The following is a 14299-nucleotide window of genomic DNA, read 5'->3' as shown; positions in this document are numbered from 1 at the left end:
CCTCAGCCTTGGTAGTTGTCGCAGAAGGCCTGGGCCTCGGCGACATCGAGGGTGCCTTCATAGATGGCACGGCCGGTAATGGCGCCGATGATGCCGGGTGCCTTGGCGTCCAGCAGGGCCTTGATGTCGCCCAGGTTGTGGATGCCGCCCGAGGCGATCACCGGAATGCGGGTGGCTTCAGCCAGTGCCTTGGTGAAGGGCACGTTGCAGCCCTGCATCATGCCGTCCTTGGCGATGTCGGTGTAGACGATCGCCGAGACGCCATCGGCCTCGAAACGCTTGGCCAGGTCGATGACCTGCACGGTGCTCACTTCGGCCCAGCCGTCGGTGGCGACGAAGCCGTCCTTGGCATCCAGGCCAACGATGACCTTGCCCGGGAAGGCCTTACACGCTTCGGCGACGAACTCTGGCTGCTTCACCGCCTTGGTGCCGATGATCACGTAGCTGACGCCAGCCTTGACGTAGTGCTCGATGGTTTCCAGCGAACGGATGCCACCGCCGATCTGGATCGGCAGGGTGGGGTAGCGCTTGGCGATGGCGGTAACCACTTCACCGTTGACCGGCTGGCCTTCGAAGGCGCCGTTGAGGTCGACCAGGTGCAGGCGGCGGCAGCCACCCTCAACCCACTTGGCGGCCATGCTCACCGGGTCGTCGGAAAATACCGTGGAGTCTTCCATGCGGCCCTGGCGCAGGCGCACGCAAGCACCGTCCTTCAGATCGATAGCGGGGATAATCAGCATCTTGGGAACCTGTCTGTTCTTGGGGTTTCAGGGCTTTTCGAGCGCCCACAGATCGCTTTCGATGCTCTCGAACCGCTCCTTGAGGTGCAGCTGAACATCGGCAATCGCCCTGTTGTAGTAAAGGGGTGCAATTTCTTTGCTGAACAGCTCAAGCACCTCGGCCACCTCGAACGACCCCAGCTCCAGCTCGAAACGGTCTTCGAGGAAGCGCTTGAGCGTGTCGAGCGCATCGCGCTCCTGCTCGGGGGCCAGCGTGATGACCGGGGCCTTGGCTTTCGACCTGCTCATTTACCAGCGCCCGTCCCAGGCGACGAAGTTCTGCAGCAACTGCAGGCCATGGGTATGGCTCTTCTCCGGGTGGAACTGCACGGCAAAGCGCGAGCCATCAGCCAGCGCGGCGGCAAAATCGACACCGTAATGGCCGCGGCCGACCACCTGGCCCGGCTTGCCTGCATTGATGTAATAGCTGTGCACGAAGTAGAAACGCGCCTGGTCGGGGATGTCGTGCCACAGCGGGTGGTGGATGGTCTGGCTGACTTCGTTCCAGCCCATGTGCGGCACCTTCAGGTGCTCGCCGTCTTCTTGCAGACCTTTGCCGAAGAAGCGCACCTGGCCCGGGAACATGCCGATGCAATCGACACCGGCGTTTTCCTCGCTGTGTTCAAGCAGCGCCTGCATGCCCACGCAAATACCGAGGAACGGGCGGTCCTGGCTGACTTCGCGCACCAGGCTGTCGAAGCCAAGGCGGCGGATTTCGGCCATGCAATCGCGGATCGCACCTACGCCCGGAAATACCACGCGGTCGGCTTCACGAATGACTGCGGCATCGCTGGTGACCAGCACTTTACCGGCACCAACGTGCTCAAGCGCCTTGGCCACCGAGTGCAGGTTGCCCATGCCATAGTCGATTACGGCTACCGTCTGCATTTACAGGCACCCTTTGGTCGACGGCATCTGCCCGGCCATGCGCTCGTCGAGGGTGACAGCCATGCGCAGCGCGCGGCCGAATGCCTTGAACACGGTTTCGATCTGGTGGTGGGTGTTGTGGCCACGCAGGTTGTCGATGTGCAGGGTTACCAGTGCGTGGTTGACGAAGCCCTGGAAGAACTCCTGGAACAGGTCGACATCGAAGCCGCCAACGCTGGCACGGGTATACGGCACATGCATCTGCAGGCCAGGGCGGCCGGAGAAGTCGATGACCACACGCGACAGCGCTTCGTCCAGCGGCACGTAGGCGTGGCCGTAGCGGAAGATACCTTTCTTGTCACCGATGGCCTGGGCGAAAGCCATGCCCAGGGTGATACCGACGTCTTCGACGGTATGGTGATCGTCGATATGCGTGTCACCCTTGCACTCGATATCCAGATCGATCAGGCCATGGCGGGCGATCTGGTCCAGCATGTGTTCAAGAAAAGGCACGCCGATATCGAATCGGGCCTTGCCACTGCCATCGAGGTTGATCGAGCACTTGACCTGGGTTTCCAGGGTATTGCGCTCGACGGAAGCCTTACGTTCGACCATCACCAGCTCCGCAAAATCATTGGGCGAAAAGGGCTCCATTATAGGCCCAGAACGCGCCAGCTTGAAACGCGGATGACATATGGCAAAGCAAGCAATTACGGGGGCTGGATGCTGCTACAGGTCTATACAACTGTGTAATGGGGGCTGCTTTGCGCCCCCATGCAGTTACATCAATGGAACAGGACAGCAGTCTTCTGCAGTGTCACCCACACACCCCAGGCCAGCGGCACGACCACCACCGCCCATGCCAGCAGCACCAACGGCAGGCTCCCCGGCGCAGCCTTCCACTCCAGCGACCGCGCCCCATCGGCACCCTTGTCATGGCTCAGCGCGCGCTCGGCCGCCAGTTCGGCATCGCTCATGAAGTGCTTGTCGGCCACCGGGCGCACCAGCATGTTGCAGATAAAGCCCAGCACCAGCAGGCCGGCGAGGATATACAAGGTCATGTCGTAAGCCGCTGCGCGCTCTACACCCGCTGCCAGCTGAGACTCGCGCAGGTAAGTGATCAACACCGGCCCCAGCACCCCCGCCGCAGCCCAGGCAGTCAGCAGGCGACCATGAATGGCGCCGACCATCTGCGTGCCGAACAGGTCAGCCAGGTACGCCGGCACGGTCGCGAAACCGCCGCCATACATTGACAGGATGATGCAGAACGCGGCCACGAACAGCGCCACGTTACCCAGGTGCCCCATGTTCGGCACCAGGCTGTAAAGGCCGACGCCCAAGGCAAAGAAGGCGAAGTAGGTGTTCTTGCGGCCGATGTAGTCGGAGAACGACGCCCAGAAGAACCGCCCGCCGATATTGAACAGGCTCAGCAGGCCGGTGAAGCCGGCGGCGATCGCGGCAATCTGTGCCAACTGGGCCGCATTCAGCTGGCTGAAGGTCAGTTCGTTGCCCAGCAATTTGCCGGCGAACACTTCCTGCAGCAGGGGCGACGCCATGCCGAGAATACCGATACCCGCCGACACGTTCAGGCACAGCACCAGCCAGATCAGCGCGAACTGAGGGGTTTTCCACGCCACACTGACATGTACATGGCGGTCGGTGACCATGGTGTTACCGGCTTTTTTCGCCGGGGCGCTCCAGCCTTCGGGCTTCCAGCCGGTCGGCGGCACTCGGTAAGCCAGCGCGCCGGCAGTCATGAACACGAAGTAGATCGCCGCCATGGCGACGAAGCTCTGCCATACGCCCACTTCGTGCTCGTTGCCAAAATGCCCCATCAGCGCAGTGGCCAGCGGTGCACCCACCATGGCCCCGCCACCGAAGCCCATGATCGCCATGCCGGTGGCCATGCCGCGTTTGTCCGGGAACCATTTGATCAGGGTCGACACGGGCGAAATGTAGCCCAGGCCCAGGCCGATACCGCCGATCACGCCGGAGCCCAGCCACATCAACCACAGCTGGTGGGTTTTTACGCCAATGGCCGAGATCAGCATGCCGCCGCACCAGCACAAGGCCGAAACCAGGCCGGCCTTGCGTGGGCCGGCGTGCTCCAGCCAACCGCCCAGCACCGCCGCCGAGCAGCCAAGGAAAACGAAGAACAGGGTGTAGATCCAGCTCAGCATCGAGATCGGCCAGTCGCATTCGGCGCTGAACAGGCGGGCAATGAAGCCCATGTCTGGTGCGCAGGCGACGGGTGCGGTGATGCCGAGGGCTTGCGACAAAGGCAGCCAGAACACCGAAAAGCCGTAGGCCATGCCGATGCACAGGTGGATGGCCAGGGCGGCTGGCGGGACCAGCCAGCGGTTGAAGCCCGGGCGGGCGATGATGCGCTCCTTCGACAGGAAGCCTGGCGCACTGGCCAAGGCCCCCGCCGCGACGGTACTGGTCATGGATCTGATCCTTTTTATAGGGTGGGTGCTCGCAAAGCGGCGCAAGATTAGCAGAGCCAAGTGGCGTGAAAGCAATCTGATATCGTGATTTTTTGCTCGGCTGAAACGGTCATGTTCGCTGTACCAGCCCTATCGCCGGCAAGCCAGCTCCCACAGGTACGGCACCGGCCTGGAAGGCTGTGAGCTGCCTGTGGGAGCTGGCTTGCCGGCGATAGGGCCGGTACAGGCCATACATTCGGAACTGGCAAAATCCTGGCTGTCGAAAGCCGTACCATCTGCTTCAACCGTAGGAAATGCCCTGCATCTCTAGTCGAATAAGCAGGGACAACCACCGCGGCGTTATACTCTGTCGCCTGAATTCACTAACGGACTACAAGGACTCGCCCATGAAAGCGTTCGGCAAAATCCTGGGGCTGGGGCTTCTCGGGTTGCTGCTGATCATCGTGGCGCTGGGCTTCGCCCTGACCCACCTCTTTGATCCCAACGACTACAAAGACGAGATTCGCCAGTTGGCACGGGACAAGGCTCACGTCGAGCTGACCCTCAACGGCGAGATCGGCTGGAGCCTGTTCCCGTGGCTGGGCCTGGAGTTGCACGAAGCAAGCATCGCCACCTTGGCCAAACCCAAGGAGCCGTTCGCCGACCTGCAAATGCTTGGCCTGTCCGTGCGTGTGCTGCCGCTGCTGCGCCGCGAGGTGCAGATGAGCGACGTGCGCGTCGAAGGCTTGAACCTGACCCTGGCCCGCGACGAGCAAGGCCATGGCAACTGGGAAGACATCGGCAAGCCGCTGCCCGCGCAGAACGGCACCCCTGCCGATGCGCAGGTCAATGCCCCCGCCCAGGCAACTGCCGAACAGAAGCCGGCGCCTGCGAACGGCAACGAGCGGGCCGTCAAGCTGGACATCGACAGCCTGACCGTGAACAACGCCCGCGTGCAGTACACCGATGCCAAGACCGGCCAGAGCTACAGCGCCGAGAGCATCCAGCTGAGCACGGGGCCGGTCCACGAAGGCGCCAACATTCCGCTCAAGGCCAGTGCCTTCATCAGCGCCAGCGAGCCGAATATCAAGGCCCGCACCGAACTGGCCGGCGAGCTGCGTTTTGACCGCAAGCTCAAGCGCTACAACTTCGAAGACATGCGCCTGTCGGGCGAAACCTCGGGTGAGCCAACCGGCGGCAAGACCGTGACCTTCGCCGCCCAGGGCCAACTGCTGGTCGACCTGGCCGCCAATGTCGCCTCGTGGAACGGCCTGAAAGTCTCGGCCAACCAGCTGCGCGCCCTGGGCGAGCTGAATGTGCGCGACCTGGACAAGGCACCACAGCTGAGCGGTGGCCTGTCCATCGCCCAGTTCAACCTGCGCACCTTCCTCGACAGCATCGGCCGCACGCTGCCGGCCACCAACGACCCGGCAGCCTTCGCCAAGCTGGAGCTGGTGACCCGCCTGCAGGGCACGGCAAACAGCCTGGCCCTGGAAGACCTGGCCGTGAAGCTGGACGACAGTACCTTCAGTGGCCGTGTGGCCGTGGAAGATTTCGCCAAGCAGGCCCTGCGCCTGCAACTGAAAGGCGATACCTTCGACGCTGACCGCTACCTGCCAGCCAAGAGCGAAGAGGCCAAGGGCGCCACTGCCGCGCGCCAGGCCGAGGTCAAGCAGCAAGAAGCCAGCGCCGTGGCCGGTGCCGGCACCACACCACTGCCCAACGCCCCGACCCAGGTGGCCTGGAGCGACGACAAGCTGCTGCCGGTCGACCGCCTGCGCGCCCTCGACCTGCAAGCCGACCTGGCCTTTGGCTCGCTGACCGTGGACAAGCTGCCGATCGAAGACGCCCAGCTCAAGGCCATTGGCCAAGGCGGGCTGCTGACCCTGCAAACCCTGCGCGGCGAGCTGTACAACGGCACCTTCGAAGCCAAGGGCACGGTCGACGTGCGCCCTGCCGTACCGCAACTGGGTGTGAACACCAACATCCAGCGGGTGCCGGTAGAGCACTTCATCAAGACCGAAGGCAAGGACCAGGTACCACCCGTCAAAGGCCTGCTGACCCTGACCAGCGACCTGACCGCCAGCGGCAACAGCCAGAAAGCCCTGGTCGACACCCTGAACGGCAGCGCCAACTTCACCATCAATGATGGCGTGCTGGTCAATGCCAACCTTGAACAGCAGCTGTGCCAGGCCATCGCCACCCTCAACCGCAAGACCCTGAGCGGCGAGCCACGCGGCAAGGACACCCCGTTCCAGGAACTGCGCGGCAGCCTGGTGGTGCGCAATGGCGTTGCCAGCAACCCGGACCTCAAGGCGCGCATCCCGGGCCTGACCGTCAACGGCCATGGCGACCTCGACCTGCGCGTACTGGGGATGGACTACAACGTTGGCGTGATTGTCGAAGGCGACCAGCGCGCCATGCCGGACCCGGCCTGCCAGGTCAACGAACGCTACGTGGGCGTTGAAGTGCCGCTGCGCTGCCGTGGCCCGCTGGAGCTGGGCGCCAAGGCCTGCCGCCTGGACCAGGGCGGCATGGGCAAAGTTGCCGCCAAGCTGGCCGGCAACCGCCTGAAAGACAAGATTGATGAAAAGCTCGAAGAGAAACTCGGAGACAAAGTGAGCCCGGAAGTAAAAGACGCACTCAAGGGGCTGTTCAAGCGATGAGCCCCGAGCAGTTCTCCAGCGCTGTGCTGGACTGGTACGACGAGCACGGCCGGCACGACCTGCCCTGGCAACAGGGCATCACCCCGTACCGGGTGTGGGTGTCGGAAATCATGTTGCAGCAGACCCAGGTCAGCACCGTGCTCAACTACTTCGACCGGTTCATGCAGGCCCTGCCGACCGTGCAGGCCCTGGCCGAGGCGCCGGAGGATGAAGTGCTGCACCTGTGGACGGGGCTGGGCTACTACACCCGCGCACGCAACCTGCAAAAGGCTGCAAAGATCGTCGTCGCGCAACATGGCGGCGAGTTCCCGCGCAGTGTCGAGCAGCTCACCGAGCTGCCCGGCATCGGCCGCTCCACCGCCGGCGCCATCGCCAGCATCAGCATGGGCATTCGCGCGCCGATCCTGGACGGTAACGTCAAGCGCGTGCTGGCCCGCTACACCGCCCAGGCCGGCTACCCTGGCGAGCCCAAGGTGGCCAACCAGCTCTGGGCCACGGCCGAGCGTTTTACCCCGCTGCAGCGCGCCAACCATTACACCCAGGCCATGATGGACATGGGTGCCACGCTGTGCACCCGCAGCAAGCCCAGTTGCCTGATCTGCCCATTGCAGCACGGCTGCGAGGCGCACCTGCACGGCGAAGAAACCCGCTACCCGGAGCCCAAGCCGCGCAAGGCGTTGCCACAACGGCGCACGCTGATGCCACTGCTGGCCAACCACGAAGGCGCCATCCTGCTTTATCGCCGCCCCTCCAGCGGCCTTTGGGGTGGCTTGTGGAGCCTGCCGGAGCTGGACGACCTCGCACAGCTCGACGACCTGGCCTATCAGCACGGCTTGCGCCTGGCAGGCAGCAGGGCCATGGCAGGCCTGACCCATACCTTCAGCCACTTCCAGCTGGCCATCGAGCCCTGGCTGGTGCGCGTCGACTTGGTCGGCGAGCACGTGGCCGAGGCCGACTGGCTCTGGTATAACCTCGCCACCCCGCCGCGCCTGGGCCTCGCCGCCCCGGTCAAAAAGCTGCTTGAACGCGCAGCCGACGAACTGATTGCAGGAGATGCCCCATGACCCGCACCGTGATGTGCCGCAAGTACAAAGAAGAACTGCCAGGCCTGGAGCGCCCGCCCTACCCCGGCGCCAAGGGCCAGGACATCTTCGAACACATCTCGCAGAAAGCCTGGGCAGACTGGCAGAAGCACCAGACCATGCTGATCAACGAAAAACGCCTGAACATGATGAACGCCGAGGACCGCAAATTCCTTCAGGCAGAGATGGACAAGTTTTTCGCCGGCGAAGAATACGCCCAGGCGGAAGGCTACGTTCCACCGGCCGAATGACCCCAAAAATCGTAAGCGACGGAATTAATTTAAAATTTTTTCAAAAAGTCGTTGACGAGCGGTCCAGAAATCTATTTAATTCACCTCGTCGCCCAGATAGCTCAGTCGGTAGAGCAGAGGATTGAAAATCCTCGTGTCGGCGGTTCGACTCCGTCTCTGGGCACCACCTTCAAGCTTCTGGTGGTTGCAAAGTTACCCGAAGCGACAACAAGAAACCCGCCTAGTGCGGGTTTTTTGTTGTCTGTGATTTTTGCTCATTGACCAGCATCAAATAGCCATTACTCGCTCACCTTCATAATCGAAGACGGACATCCGTATCGACCAGCAAGGACCTCCATGAGCGAAGAATCCCCCCTCCTGCTCCTCGCCCCCAGCGAACCCGCCATCACTCCAGTCCGCACGCGCCGCCCACGCCAGCGCAAGCCGGAACCGGCGATCACCCGTATCAGCCAGCAACCCGCTGCACTGGAAGTTGCCACCGCCCCGAAGGGCAGCAACGAAGACAGCACCTCGGCCCACCTGCCGGCCAGCTACCCCTACCGCACCCGCCTGCGACGCCAGGACTACGAAAAGGCCAAGCACGCGCTGCAGATCGAGTTGTTGAAGGTACAAAGCTGGGTGAAGGAAACCGGCCAGCGTGTGGTGATCCTGTTCGAGGGGCGCGACGCAGCAGGCAAGGGCGGCACCATCAAGCGCTTCATGGAGCACCTCAACCCACGCGGCGCGCGCATCGTTGCCCTGGAGAAGCCTTCCGAGCAGGAACAGGGCCAGTGGTATTTCCAGCGCTACATCCAGCACCTGCCCACAGCAGGTGAAATGGTGTTCTTCGACCGCTCCTGGTACAACCGCGCGGGCGTCGAGAAGGTGATGGAGTTCTGCACACCGCTGCAGTACCTGGAGTTCATGCGCCAGACACCGGACCTGGAGCGCATGCTGTGCAACAGCGGCATCCTGCTGTTCAAGTACTGGTTTTCGGTGAACCGCGAAGAGCAACTGCGGCGCTTCATTTCACGCCGGGACGACCCGCTCAAACACTGGAAGCTGTCGCCCATCGACATCAAGTCGCTGGACAAGTGGGAAGACTACACCGCGGCCAAGGAAGCGATGTTCTTCCACACCGACACCGCCGATGCGCCGTGGACGGTGATCAAGTCCGATGACAAGAAGCGCGCACGGATCAACTGCATCCGCCACTTCCTGCATTCGCTGGACTACCCGGGCAAGGACCACAGCGTGGCCCACGCCCCGGATGCGCTGCTGGTCGGCAAGGCCGCTCGCGGCTTCGAAGAAGACGAGCTGGTCGCCCAACCAGCCTGAAGGGCCTAGAAGTTGGCCATGGCACTGCAATAATCAGCTTTGCGCCGGGCCACGTCCTCGGCCTTGTCCAGGCGCTTGAGCGTGCCGCCGCAAGCGCTGTAGCCGTGCACCACCAGCTCATAGTCGGCGCCTTTTTGCGGCACGAACGAGAACATGCCCAGGCAGTTCTGCACCGTGTCATAGCCGGCCGAGCGGCCCCCATCGAGAAAATGCAGGGTAAACGGCTTACCGGCAGGCACCAGCACTTCGCTGACTGCGTCACCCGCCTGGGCAGATGCACTGGCCGGCATGCCCAAGGTTTCGCCATTGCGGTCGGCGAAGCCTTTGGTGGGTACTGCAATCACTCCGGCACCGGGGCTGTACCAGTCCACACAGTCCTTTTCCGGTACCGCACGTACCATACCGTCGGCGATTACCCGCAGGCGTGCGGTGTCACCGCCACTGGGCGAGCCGTAGGGGGTATTGAAAGATTTGACTGCGGCAATGTTGCCGCAGCCGGCAAGAGCGGCGGCCAGCAGGCCGAGCATGACGGGTGCTTTCATCCGTGAATGTCCTTTGCGCGAATGCCGAATGTCCGGCAGCCTGACTCAGACCCGCCAATGCCGCTTGGGTTTCACTGCCATCTGCGATTCAATACGCACTTTTCCAGCACCACCCAAGGACTCAAGCCCCCATGGCCACCCCTACCAAGCAACAGAAACGCGCCAAGCGCGCCGCCAGCAAGGCCAAGCAGAACCGCATGGTGCGCAGCGGCCAGACGGTCAAGCCCAGTGCCGGCGACAGCGCCAGCGTCGAGCAGGTGTACAACAAGGCGATGGAGTCGGGCAGCTACGACGCGATGTTCGAGAAGATGAAGGAAGCCCAGGCAGGCGGCCTGGTGCCGATGATCTCGGTATTCCTGGTGGACCCGCTGCTGACCCTGGTGCTCAAGGGGCACAAGGAAGAGCACGCTACCGACTACATCGTGCTGGTGTTCAATGCCTACCGCAAATGGCTGGACGGCGCTGACGAAGAGGCCACCATGGCCTGGCTGGAAAGCGATGAGTTCCAGGAGGCCTACATCACCGCCTCCGAACTGGTGGCCAAGCAGCAGCAACAGCAGAAGCAGTTTGGCTGACAGGGCCATTTAACCTGCAAGGGCCCTATCGCCGGCAAGCCAGCTCCCACAGGTTCATGACAGGCCTGAGTGCAGCAAGCTTCCTGTGGGAGCTGGCTTGCCGGCGATAGGGCCGGTGCAGGCAACAAAAAGGCCGCACCCTTCACAGGGCGCGGCCTTTTCATTTCAGCCAGCGCGGATCAGTTATCCAGCGCCACCCGCCCGGCAGCTTCGCGCTTGCGGTGCACCAGCAAGCCAGCCGCTACCACACCAATGCTCAGCAACGCAGTCGCGATGATCTCCGCACGGTGATCCTCACGCAGCGCCATGACCACAAGAATGGCAACGATAAAGGCAATGGTCGCCCAGGTCAGGCCCGGGAACAGCCACATCTTGAAGGCAATCTTCTCGCCATTGGCTTCACGCTTGGCACGCATGCGCAGCTGCGAAATGGCAATCACCAGGTACACCAGCAGGGCGATGGCGCCAGAGCTGGCCAGCAGGAACTCGAACACCTGGGCCGGGGCCACGAAGTTGGCGAACACGCAGAGGAATGCCGCTGCAGTGGACAGCAATACCGCCACGTACGGGGTCGCCGCCTTGGTGGTGCGCTGGGCGATGGCCGGGGCGTCGCCACGCTTGCTCAGCGAGAACAGCATGCGCGAAGAGGTGTACAGCGCCGAATTCAGGCAGCTGGTCACGGCAATCAGCACGACGATGTCGACAATCAGCTTGGCATTCGGCACGCCGATACGGCTCAGCACGGTCTGGTAGGAACCGGTTTCGGCCAGGGCCGGGTCGTTCCACGGCACCAGGGCAACGACCAGGAAGATCGACACCAGGTAGAACAGGCAGATACGCCAGATGACCGAGTTGGTGGCGCGGCTGATCTGCTTGCCCGGGTCTTTCGACTCGGCAGCGGCGATGGTGACAATTTCGGTACCCATGAACGAGAACATAGTGGTCAGCATGGCTGCCAGCACTGCGCCCAGGCCGTTAGGCATGAAGCCTTGGGTGTCGAACAGGTGGCTGGCACCGCTCACCTGGCTGCTCGGCACAAAGCCGAACAAGGCCGCACAGCCCACGGCGATGAAGCCGACGATCGCCAGCACCTTGAGCAGGGCGAACCAGAACTCGAACTCACCGTAGTTCTTCACGCTGCACAGGTTGGTCAGGGTAAGCGCCAAGGTAATGATGAGGGAGAAAGCCCACAGGTCAACTGCAGGGAACCAGGCATGCAGAATGGCCGCGGCGGCGTTGGCCTCCAGCGGAATCACCAGCACCCAGAACCACCAGTACAGCCAGCCAATGGTAAAACCGGCCCAACGCCCGATGGCGCGGTCGGCATAGGTTGAGAACGAACCGGTGTCTGGCGAGGCGACCGCCATTTCACCCAGCATGCGCATGACCAGCACGACCAGCGTACCGGCAGCGGCGTAAGCCAGCAGCACGGCCGGGCCGGCAGCTGCGATGGCGTGGCCGGAGCCTACGAACAGGCCGGCACCGATGACGCCAGCGATGGACAGCATGGTCACATGCCGTTGTTTGAGCCCCTGAGCGAGGTCATTGGAATTGTTACCGCTCATTAAAACTACCTTTGTAAGGAGTGGACCACTCCGACTGCGGAAACGGAGCGCGCCAGGGGTTGATCTAGGCGTCGCTGCAATCGGCGGTTTCCTACTGGCAATAAGCGCGCCACCAGCTGAATGCATTCGTCAGAAAATTCTGCGGGCCTTTTAGGACGCGGTTTGGAGGGCTTTCGGCCAGACCTTGACCGAAAGGACGCCAAATCATCGGATTACTGAAATACCCACTTACAAACGCACCAAAGGTGCTCCCCGGTAACACCTGTGCACCACCGCAATGCCAAAAAGTGCAACCTTGAGGTACAACCTTTTAGCCTGCCTGCGTATTCGCGGGTAACCCCGCTCACACTGGACTGGCCTGACCTAAAGGTCGGGTTTACCCCTCGAATGGGCCAAAACCGCTTCCATGAGCAGGCTAAAGCTGGCACCATCGCGCCTTTTTTCATCAAGGCTCTGGTGCTGGGCGACACCTTCGCGGACATCTGCGCGACGTTGCGCTGCAGCGATGCGACAAACTGCCCCACCAGTGCCCCGAGTCCCTGGCAACCCTGTTGGCCGCCATAATGCCGCTATGCTAGCTTGGCGCACGCCAGGAAGGCCGCCAATAGCTGGGAACGCACCCGAACACATGAGGACCGCACATGGCTCAGGCCACGCCCGCGCTGGAAATCCGCAATCTGCACAAACGCTACGGCGAGCAGGAAATTCTCAAGGGCATTTCGCTGACCGCACGCGACGGTGACGTGATCTCCATCCTGGGGTCGTCCGGCTCCGGCAAGTCCACCCTGCTGCGTTGCATCAACCTGCTCGAGAACCCGCACCAGGGCGAAATCCTGGTGGCCGGCGAAGCCCTCAAGCTCAAGGCTGCCAAAAACGGCGACCTGGTCGCCGCCGACAACCGCCAGATCAACCGCCTGCGCAGCGAAATCGGCTTTGTCTTCCAGAACTTCAACCTGTGGCCGCACATGTCGATTCTCGACAACATCATCGAGGCGCCACGCCGCGTGCTCGGCCAGAGCAAGGCCGAGGCCATCGAAGCCGCCGAAGCGCTGCTGAACAAGGTTGGCATCTACGACAAGCGCCACAGCTACCCCGCCCAGCTTTCCGGTGGCCAGCAACAGCGTGCCGCCATTGCCCGTACCCTGGCCATGAAGCCTAAAGTGATCCTGTTCGACGAGCCCACTTCGGCCCTCGATCCGGAAATGGTCCAGGAAGTGCTAAACGTTATCCGCGCATTGGCCGAAGAAGGCCGTACCATGCTGTTGGTAACGCACGAGATGAGCTTTGCCCGCCATGTGTCCAGTGAAGTCGTCTTCCTGCACCAGGGCCTGGTCGAAGAGCAGGGATCGCCGCAGCAGGTCTTCGAGAACCCGAACTCGGCGCGTTGCAAGCAATTCATGTCAAGCCACCGCTAACGGAGCAATACATGCACACTTACAAGAAGTTTCTCCTGGCAGCTGCTGCCACGCTGGTGATGTCGGCAAACGCCATGGCCGCAGAAAAACTGCGCATGGGTATCGAAGCCGCCTACCCACCGTTCAACAACAAGGATGCCAGCGGTAACGTGGTTGGCTTCGACAAAGACATCGGCGACGCCCTGTGCGCCAAGATGAAAGTCGAATGCTCGGTCGTCACCTCCGACTGGGACGGCATCATCCCGGCCCTGAACGCCAAGAAGTTCGACTTCCTGGTGTCTTCGCTGTCGATCACCGACGAGCGCAAGCAGGCTGTGGACTTCACCGAGCCGTACTACTCCAACAAGCTGCAATTCATCGCGCCCAAAAACGTCGACTTCAAGACTGACGCAGCGTCGCTGAAAGGCAAGTCCATCGGCACCCAGCGCGCCACCCTGGCCGGCACCTACCTTGAAGACAACTTCAAGGGCGTCGACGTCAAGCTGTACGACACCCAGGAAAACGCCTACCTGGACCTGGTCTCCGGCCGCATCGACGGCATCCTGGCCGACAAGTACGTGCAGTACGAGTGGCTGAAGAGCAAAGACGGCTCGAACTTCGAGTTCAAGGGCGAGCCGGTGATGGACAGCGACAAGATCGGCATTGCCGTGCGCAAAGGTGACACCAAGCTGCGCGACGAGCTGAACAAAGCCCTGGCCGAGATCAAGGCCGACGGCACGTACAAGAAAATCAACGACAAGTACTTCCCGTTCAGCATCGAATGACCCGCCCTGACCGGCGCGCCCCGTGGCGCGCCAGTCCCTAAAATGACCTG

14 protein-coding genes and 1 tRNA gene are annotated in these 14299 nt (G+C 62.2%); 8 read left to right on the top strand and 7 right to left on the bottom strand.

Going from position 1 to position 14299, the window contains the following annotated elements; translation table 11 throughout:
* Positions 1-2 precede the first annotated feature (2 nt).
* The 5 genes from hisA to ACN6NG_RS01345 form a co-directional block, all read right to left on the bottom strand.
* Positions 3-740, bottom strand: coding sequence for a 1-(5-phosphoribosyl)-5-[(5-phosphoribosylamino)methylideneamino]imidazole-4-carboxamide isomerase (hisA, locus tag ACN6NG_RS01365; RefSeq protein WP_016484508.1), 738 nt, complete (start codon positions 738-740; stop codon positions 3-5).
* 27 nt (positions 741-767) lie between these two features.
* A complete protein-coding gene (locus ACN6NG_RS01360; protein WP_043203968.1) occupies positions 768-1028 on the bottom strand; it encodes a DUF2164 domain-containing protein in 261 nt (86 codons plus the stop codon).
* Positions 1029-1667: an imidazole glycerol phosphate synthase subunit HisH gene (gene hisH, locus ACN6NG_RS01355; RefSeq protein ID WP_049276201.1), complete on the bottom strand. Its 639-nt coding sequence runs from the start codon at positions 1665-1667 to the stop codon at positions 1029-1031.
* Entirely contained in the window at positions 1668-2261 is a 594-nt protein-coding gene (gene hisB, locus ACN6NG_RS01350; protein ID WP_009682881.1) for an imidazoleglycerol-phosphate dehydratase HisB, read from the bottom strand. It abuts the gene before it with no gap.
* 170 nt (positions 2262-2431) lie between these two features.
* Positions 2432-4093, bottom strand: coding sequence for an OFA family MFS transporter (locus ACN6NG_RS01345; protein WP_063423978.1), 1662 nt, complete (start codon positions 4091-4093; stop codon positions 2432-2434).
* Between the two features lie 386 nt (positions 4094-4479).
* Here ACN6NG_RS01345 and ACN6NG_RS01340 point away from each other — a divergent pair, with 386 nt between their 5' ends.
* The 5 genes from ACN6NG_RS01340 (at position 4480) to ppk2 (ending at position 9388) form a co-directional block, all read left to right on the top strand.
* Entirely contained in the window at positions 4480-6738 is a 2259-nt protein-coding gene (locus tag ACN6NG_RS01340) for an AsmA family protein (protein ID WP_063423979.1), read from the top strand.
* Positions 6735-7802 (top strand): A/G-specific adenine glycosylase, encoded by a 1068-nt coding sequence (gene mutY / locus ACN6NG_RS01335; RefSeq protein ID WP_063423980.1) that lies wholly within the window; start codon positions 6735-6737, stop codon positions 7800-7802. Before ACN6NG_RS01340 ends, mutY begins: the two co-directional genes overlap by 4 nt.
* Entirely contained in the window at positions 7799-8071 is a 273-nt protein-coding gene (locus ACN6NG_RS01330) for an oxidative damage protection protein (RefSeq protein ID WP_016497598.1), read from the top strand. Before mutY ends, ACN6NG_RS01330 begins: the two co-directional genes overlap by 4 nt.
* 90 nt (positions 8072-8161) lie before the next feature.
* A tRNA-Phe gene (locus ACN6NG_RS01325) sits at positions 8162-8237 on the top strand.
* A 170-nt stretch (positions 8238-8407) separates the two neighbouring features.
* Positions 8408-9388 carry a polyphosphate kinase 2 gene (ppk2, locus tag ACN6NG_RS01320; protein WP_474312810.1) on the top strand — a complete coding sequence of 327 codons (981 nt, stop codon included), beginning with the start codon at positions 8408-8410 and terminating at the stop codon, positions 9386-9388.
* Between the two features lie 5 nt (positions 9389-9393).
* On the opposite strand, the gene ACN6NG_RS01315 is transcribed toward ppk2, so the two are convergent.
* Positions 9394-9930 (bottom strand): hypothetical protein, encoded by a 537-nt coding sequence (locus tag ACN6NG_RS01315; RefSeq protein ID WP_474312808.1) that lies wholly within the window; start codon positions 9928-9930, stop codon positions 9394-9396.
* Positions 9931-10061: 131 nt separating this feature from the next.
* On the opposite strand from ACN6NG_RS01315, the gene ACN6NG_RS01310 reads away from it, so the two are divergent.
* The gene (locus tag ACN6NG_RS01310) at positions 10062-10505 is read left to right on the top strand and encodes a hypothetical protein (RefSeq protein WP_474312807.1); all 444 of its coding nucleotides are present in this window, start codon (positions 10062-10064) and stop codon (positions 10503-10505) included.
* Positions 10506-10684: 179 nt separating this feature from the next.
* Here the strand turns inward: ACN6NG_RS01310 and gabP are convergent, their stop codons facing one another.
* Positions 10685-12070 carry a GABA permease gene (gene gabP, locus ACN6NG_RS01305; protein WP_474312805.1) on the bottom strand — a complete coding sequence of 462 codons (1386 nt, stop codon included), beginning with the start codon at positions 12068-12070 and terminating at the stop codon, positions 10685-10687.
* Between the two features lie 641 nt (positions 12071-12711).
* Between gabP and ACN6NG_RS01300 the strand changes: the two genes are divergently transcribed.
* The gene (locus tag ACN6NG_RS01300) at positions 12712-13485 is read left to right on the top strand and encodes an ABC transporter ATP-binding protein (RefSeq protein WP_016484496.1); all 774 of its coding nucleotides are present in this window, start codon (positions 12712-12714) and stop codon (positions 13483-13485) included.
* Between the two features lie 11 nt (positions 13486-13496).
* Positions 13497-14249 carry an ABC transporter substrate-binding protein gene (locus tag ACN6NG_RS01295; RefSeq protein WP_016497594.1) on the top strand — a complete coding sequence of 251 codons (753 nt, stop codon included), beginning with the start codon at positions 13497-13499 and terminating at the stop codon, positions 14247-14249.
* The last annotated feature ends 50 nt before the right edge of the window (positions 14250-14299 follow it).

This window comes from Pseudomonas sp. TSO6 (genome assembly GCF_056098905.1).
The sequence above is the reverse complement of the archived record's forward strand: the minus strand, read 5'-3'. Positions and strand labels throughout refer to the sequence as shown.

Bases quoted from the DNA above. Each gene is read 5' to 3' on its own strand.
- hisA (WP_016484508.1), bottom strand. From the start codon at position 740: ATGCTGATTATCCCCGCTATCGATCTGAAGGACGGTGCTTGCGTGCGC.
- ACN6NG_RS01360 (WP_043203968.1), bottom strand. From the start codon at position 1,028: ATGAGCAGGTCGAAAGCCAAGGCCCCGGTCATCACGCTGGCCCCCGAG.
- hisH (WP_049276201.1), bottom strand. From the start codon at position 1,667: ATGCAGACGGTAGCCGTAATCGACTATGGCATGGGCAACCTGCACTCG.
- hisB (WP_009682881.1), bottom strand. From the start codon at position 2,261: ATGGTCGAACGTAAGGCTTCCGTCGAGCGCAATACCCTGGAAACCCAG.
- ACN6NG_RS01345 (WP_063423978.1), bottom strand. From the start codon at position 4,093: ATGACCAGTACCGTCGCGGCGGGGGCCTTGGCCAGTGCGCCAGGCTTC.
- ACN6NG_RS01340 (WP_063423979.1), top strand. From the start codon at position 4,480: ATGAAAGCGTTCGGCAAAATCCTGGGGCTGGGGCTTCTCGGGTTGCTG.
- mutY (WP_063423980.1), top strand. From the start codon at position 6,735: ATGAGCCCCGAGCAGTTCTCCAGCGCTGTGCTGGACTGGTACGACGAG.
- ACN6NG_RS01330 (WP_016497598.1), top strand. From the start codon at position 7,799: ATGACCCGCACCGTGATGTGCCGCAAGTACAAAGAAGAACTGCCAGGC.
- ppk2 (WP_474312810.1), top strand. From the start codon at position 8,408: ATGAGCGAAGAATCCCCCCTCCTGCTCCTCGCCCCCAGCGAACCCGCC.
- ACN6NG_RS01315 (WP_474312808.1), bottom strand. From the start codon at position 9,930: ATGAAAGCACCCGTCATGCTCGGCCTGCTGGCCGCCGCTCTTGCCGGC.
- ACN6NG_RS01310 (WP_474312807.1), top strand. From the start codon at position 10,062: ATGGCCACCCCTACCAAGCAACAGAAACGCGCCAAGCGCGCCGCCAGC.
- gabP (WP_474312805.1), bottom strand. From the start codon at position 12,070: ATGAGCGGTAACAATTCCAATGACCTCGCTCAGGGGCTCAAACAACGG.
- ACN6NG_RS01300 (WP_016484496.1), top strand. From the start codon at position 12,712: ATGGCTCAGGCCACGCCCGCGCTGGAAATCCGCAATCTGCACAAACGC.
- ACN6NG_RS01295 (WP_016497594.1), top strand. From the start codon at position 13,497: ATGCACACTTACAAGAAGTTTCTCCTGGCAGCTGCTGCCACGCTGGTG.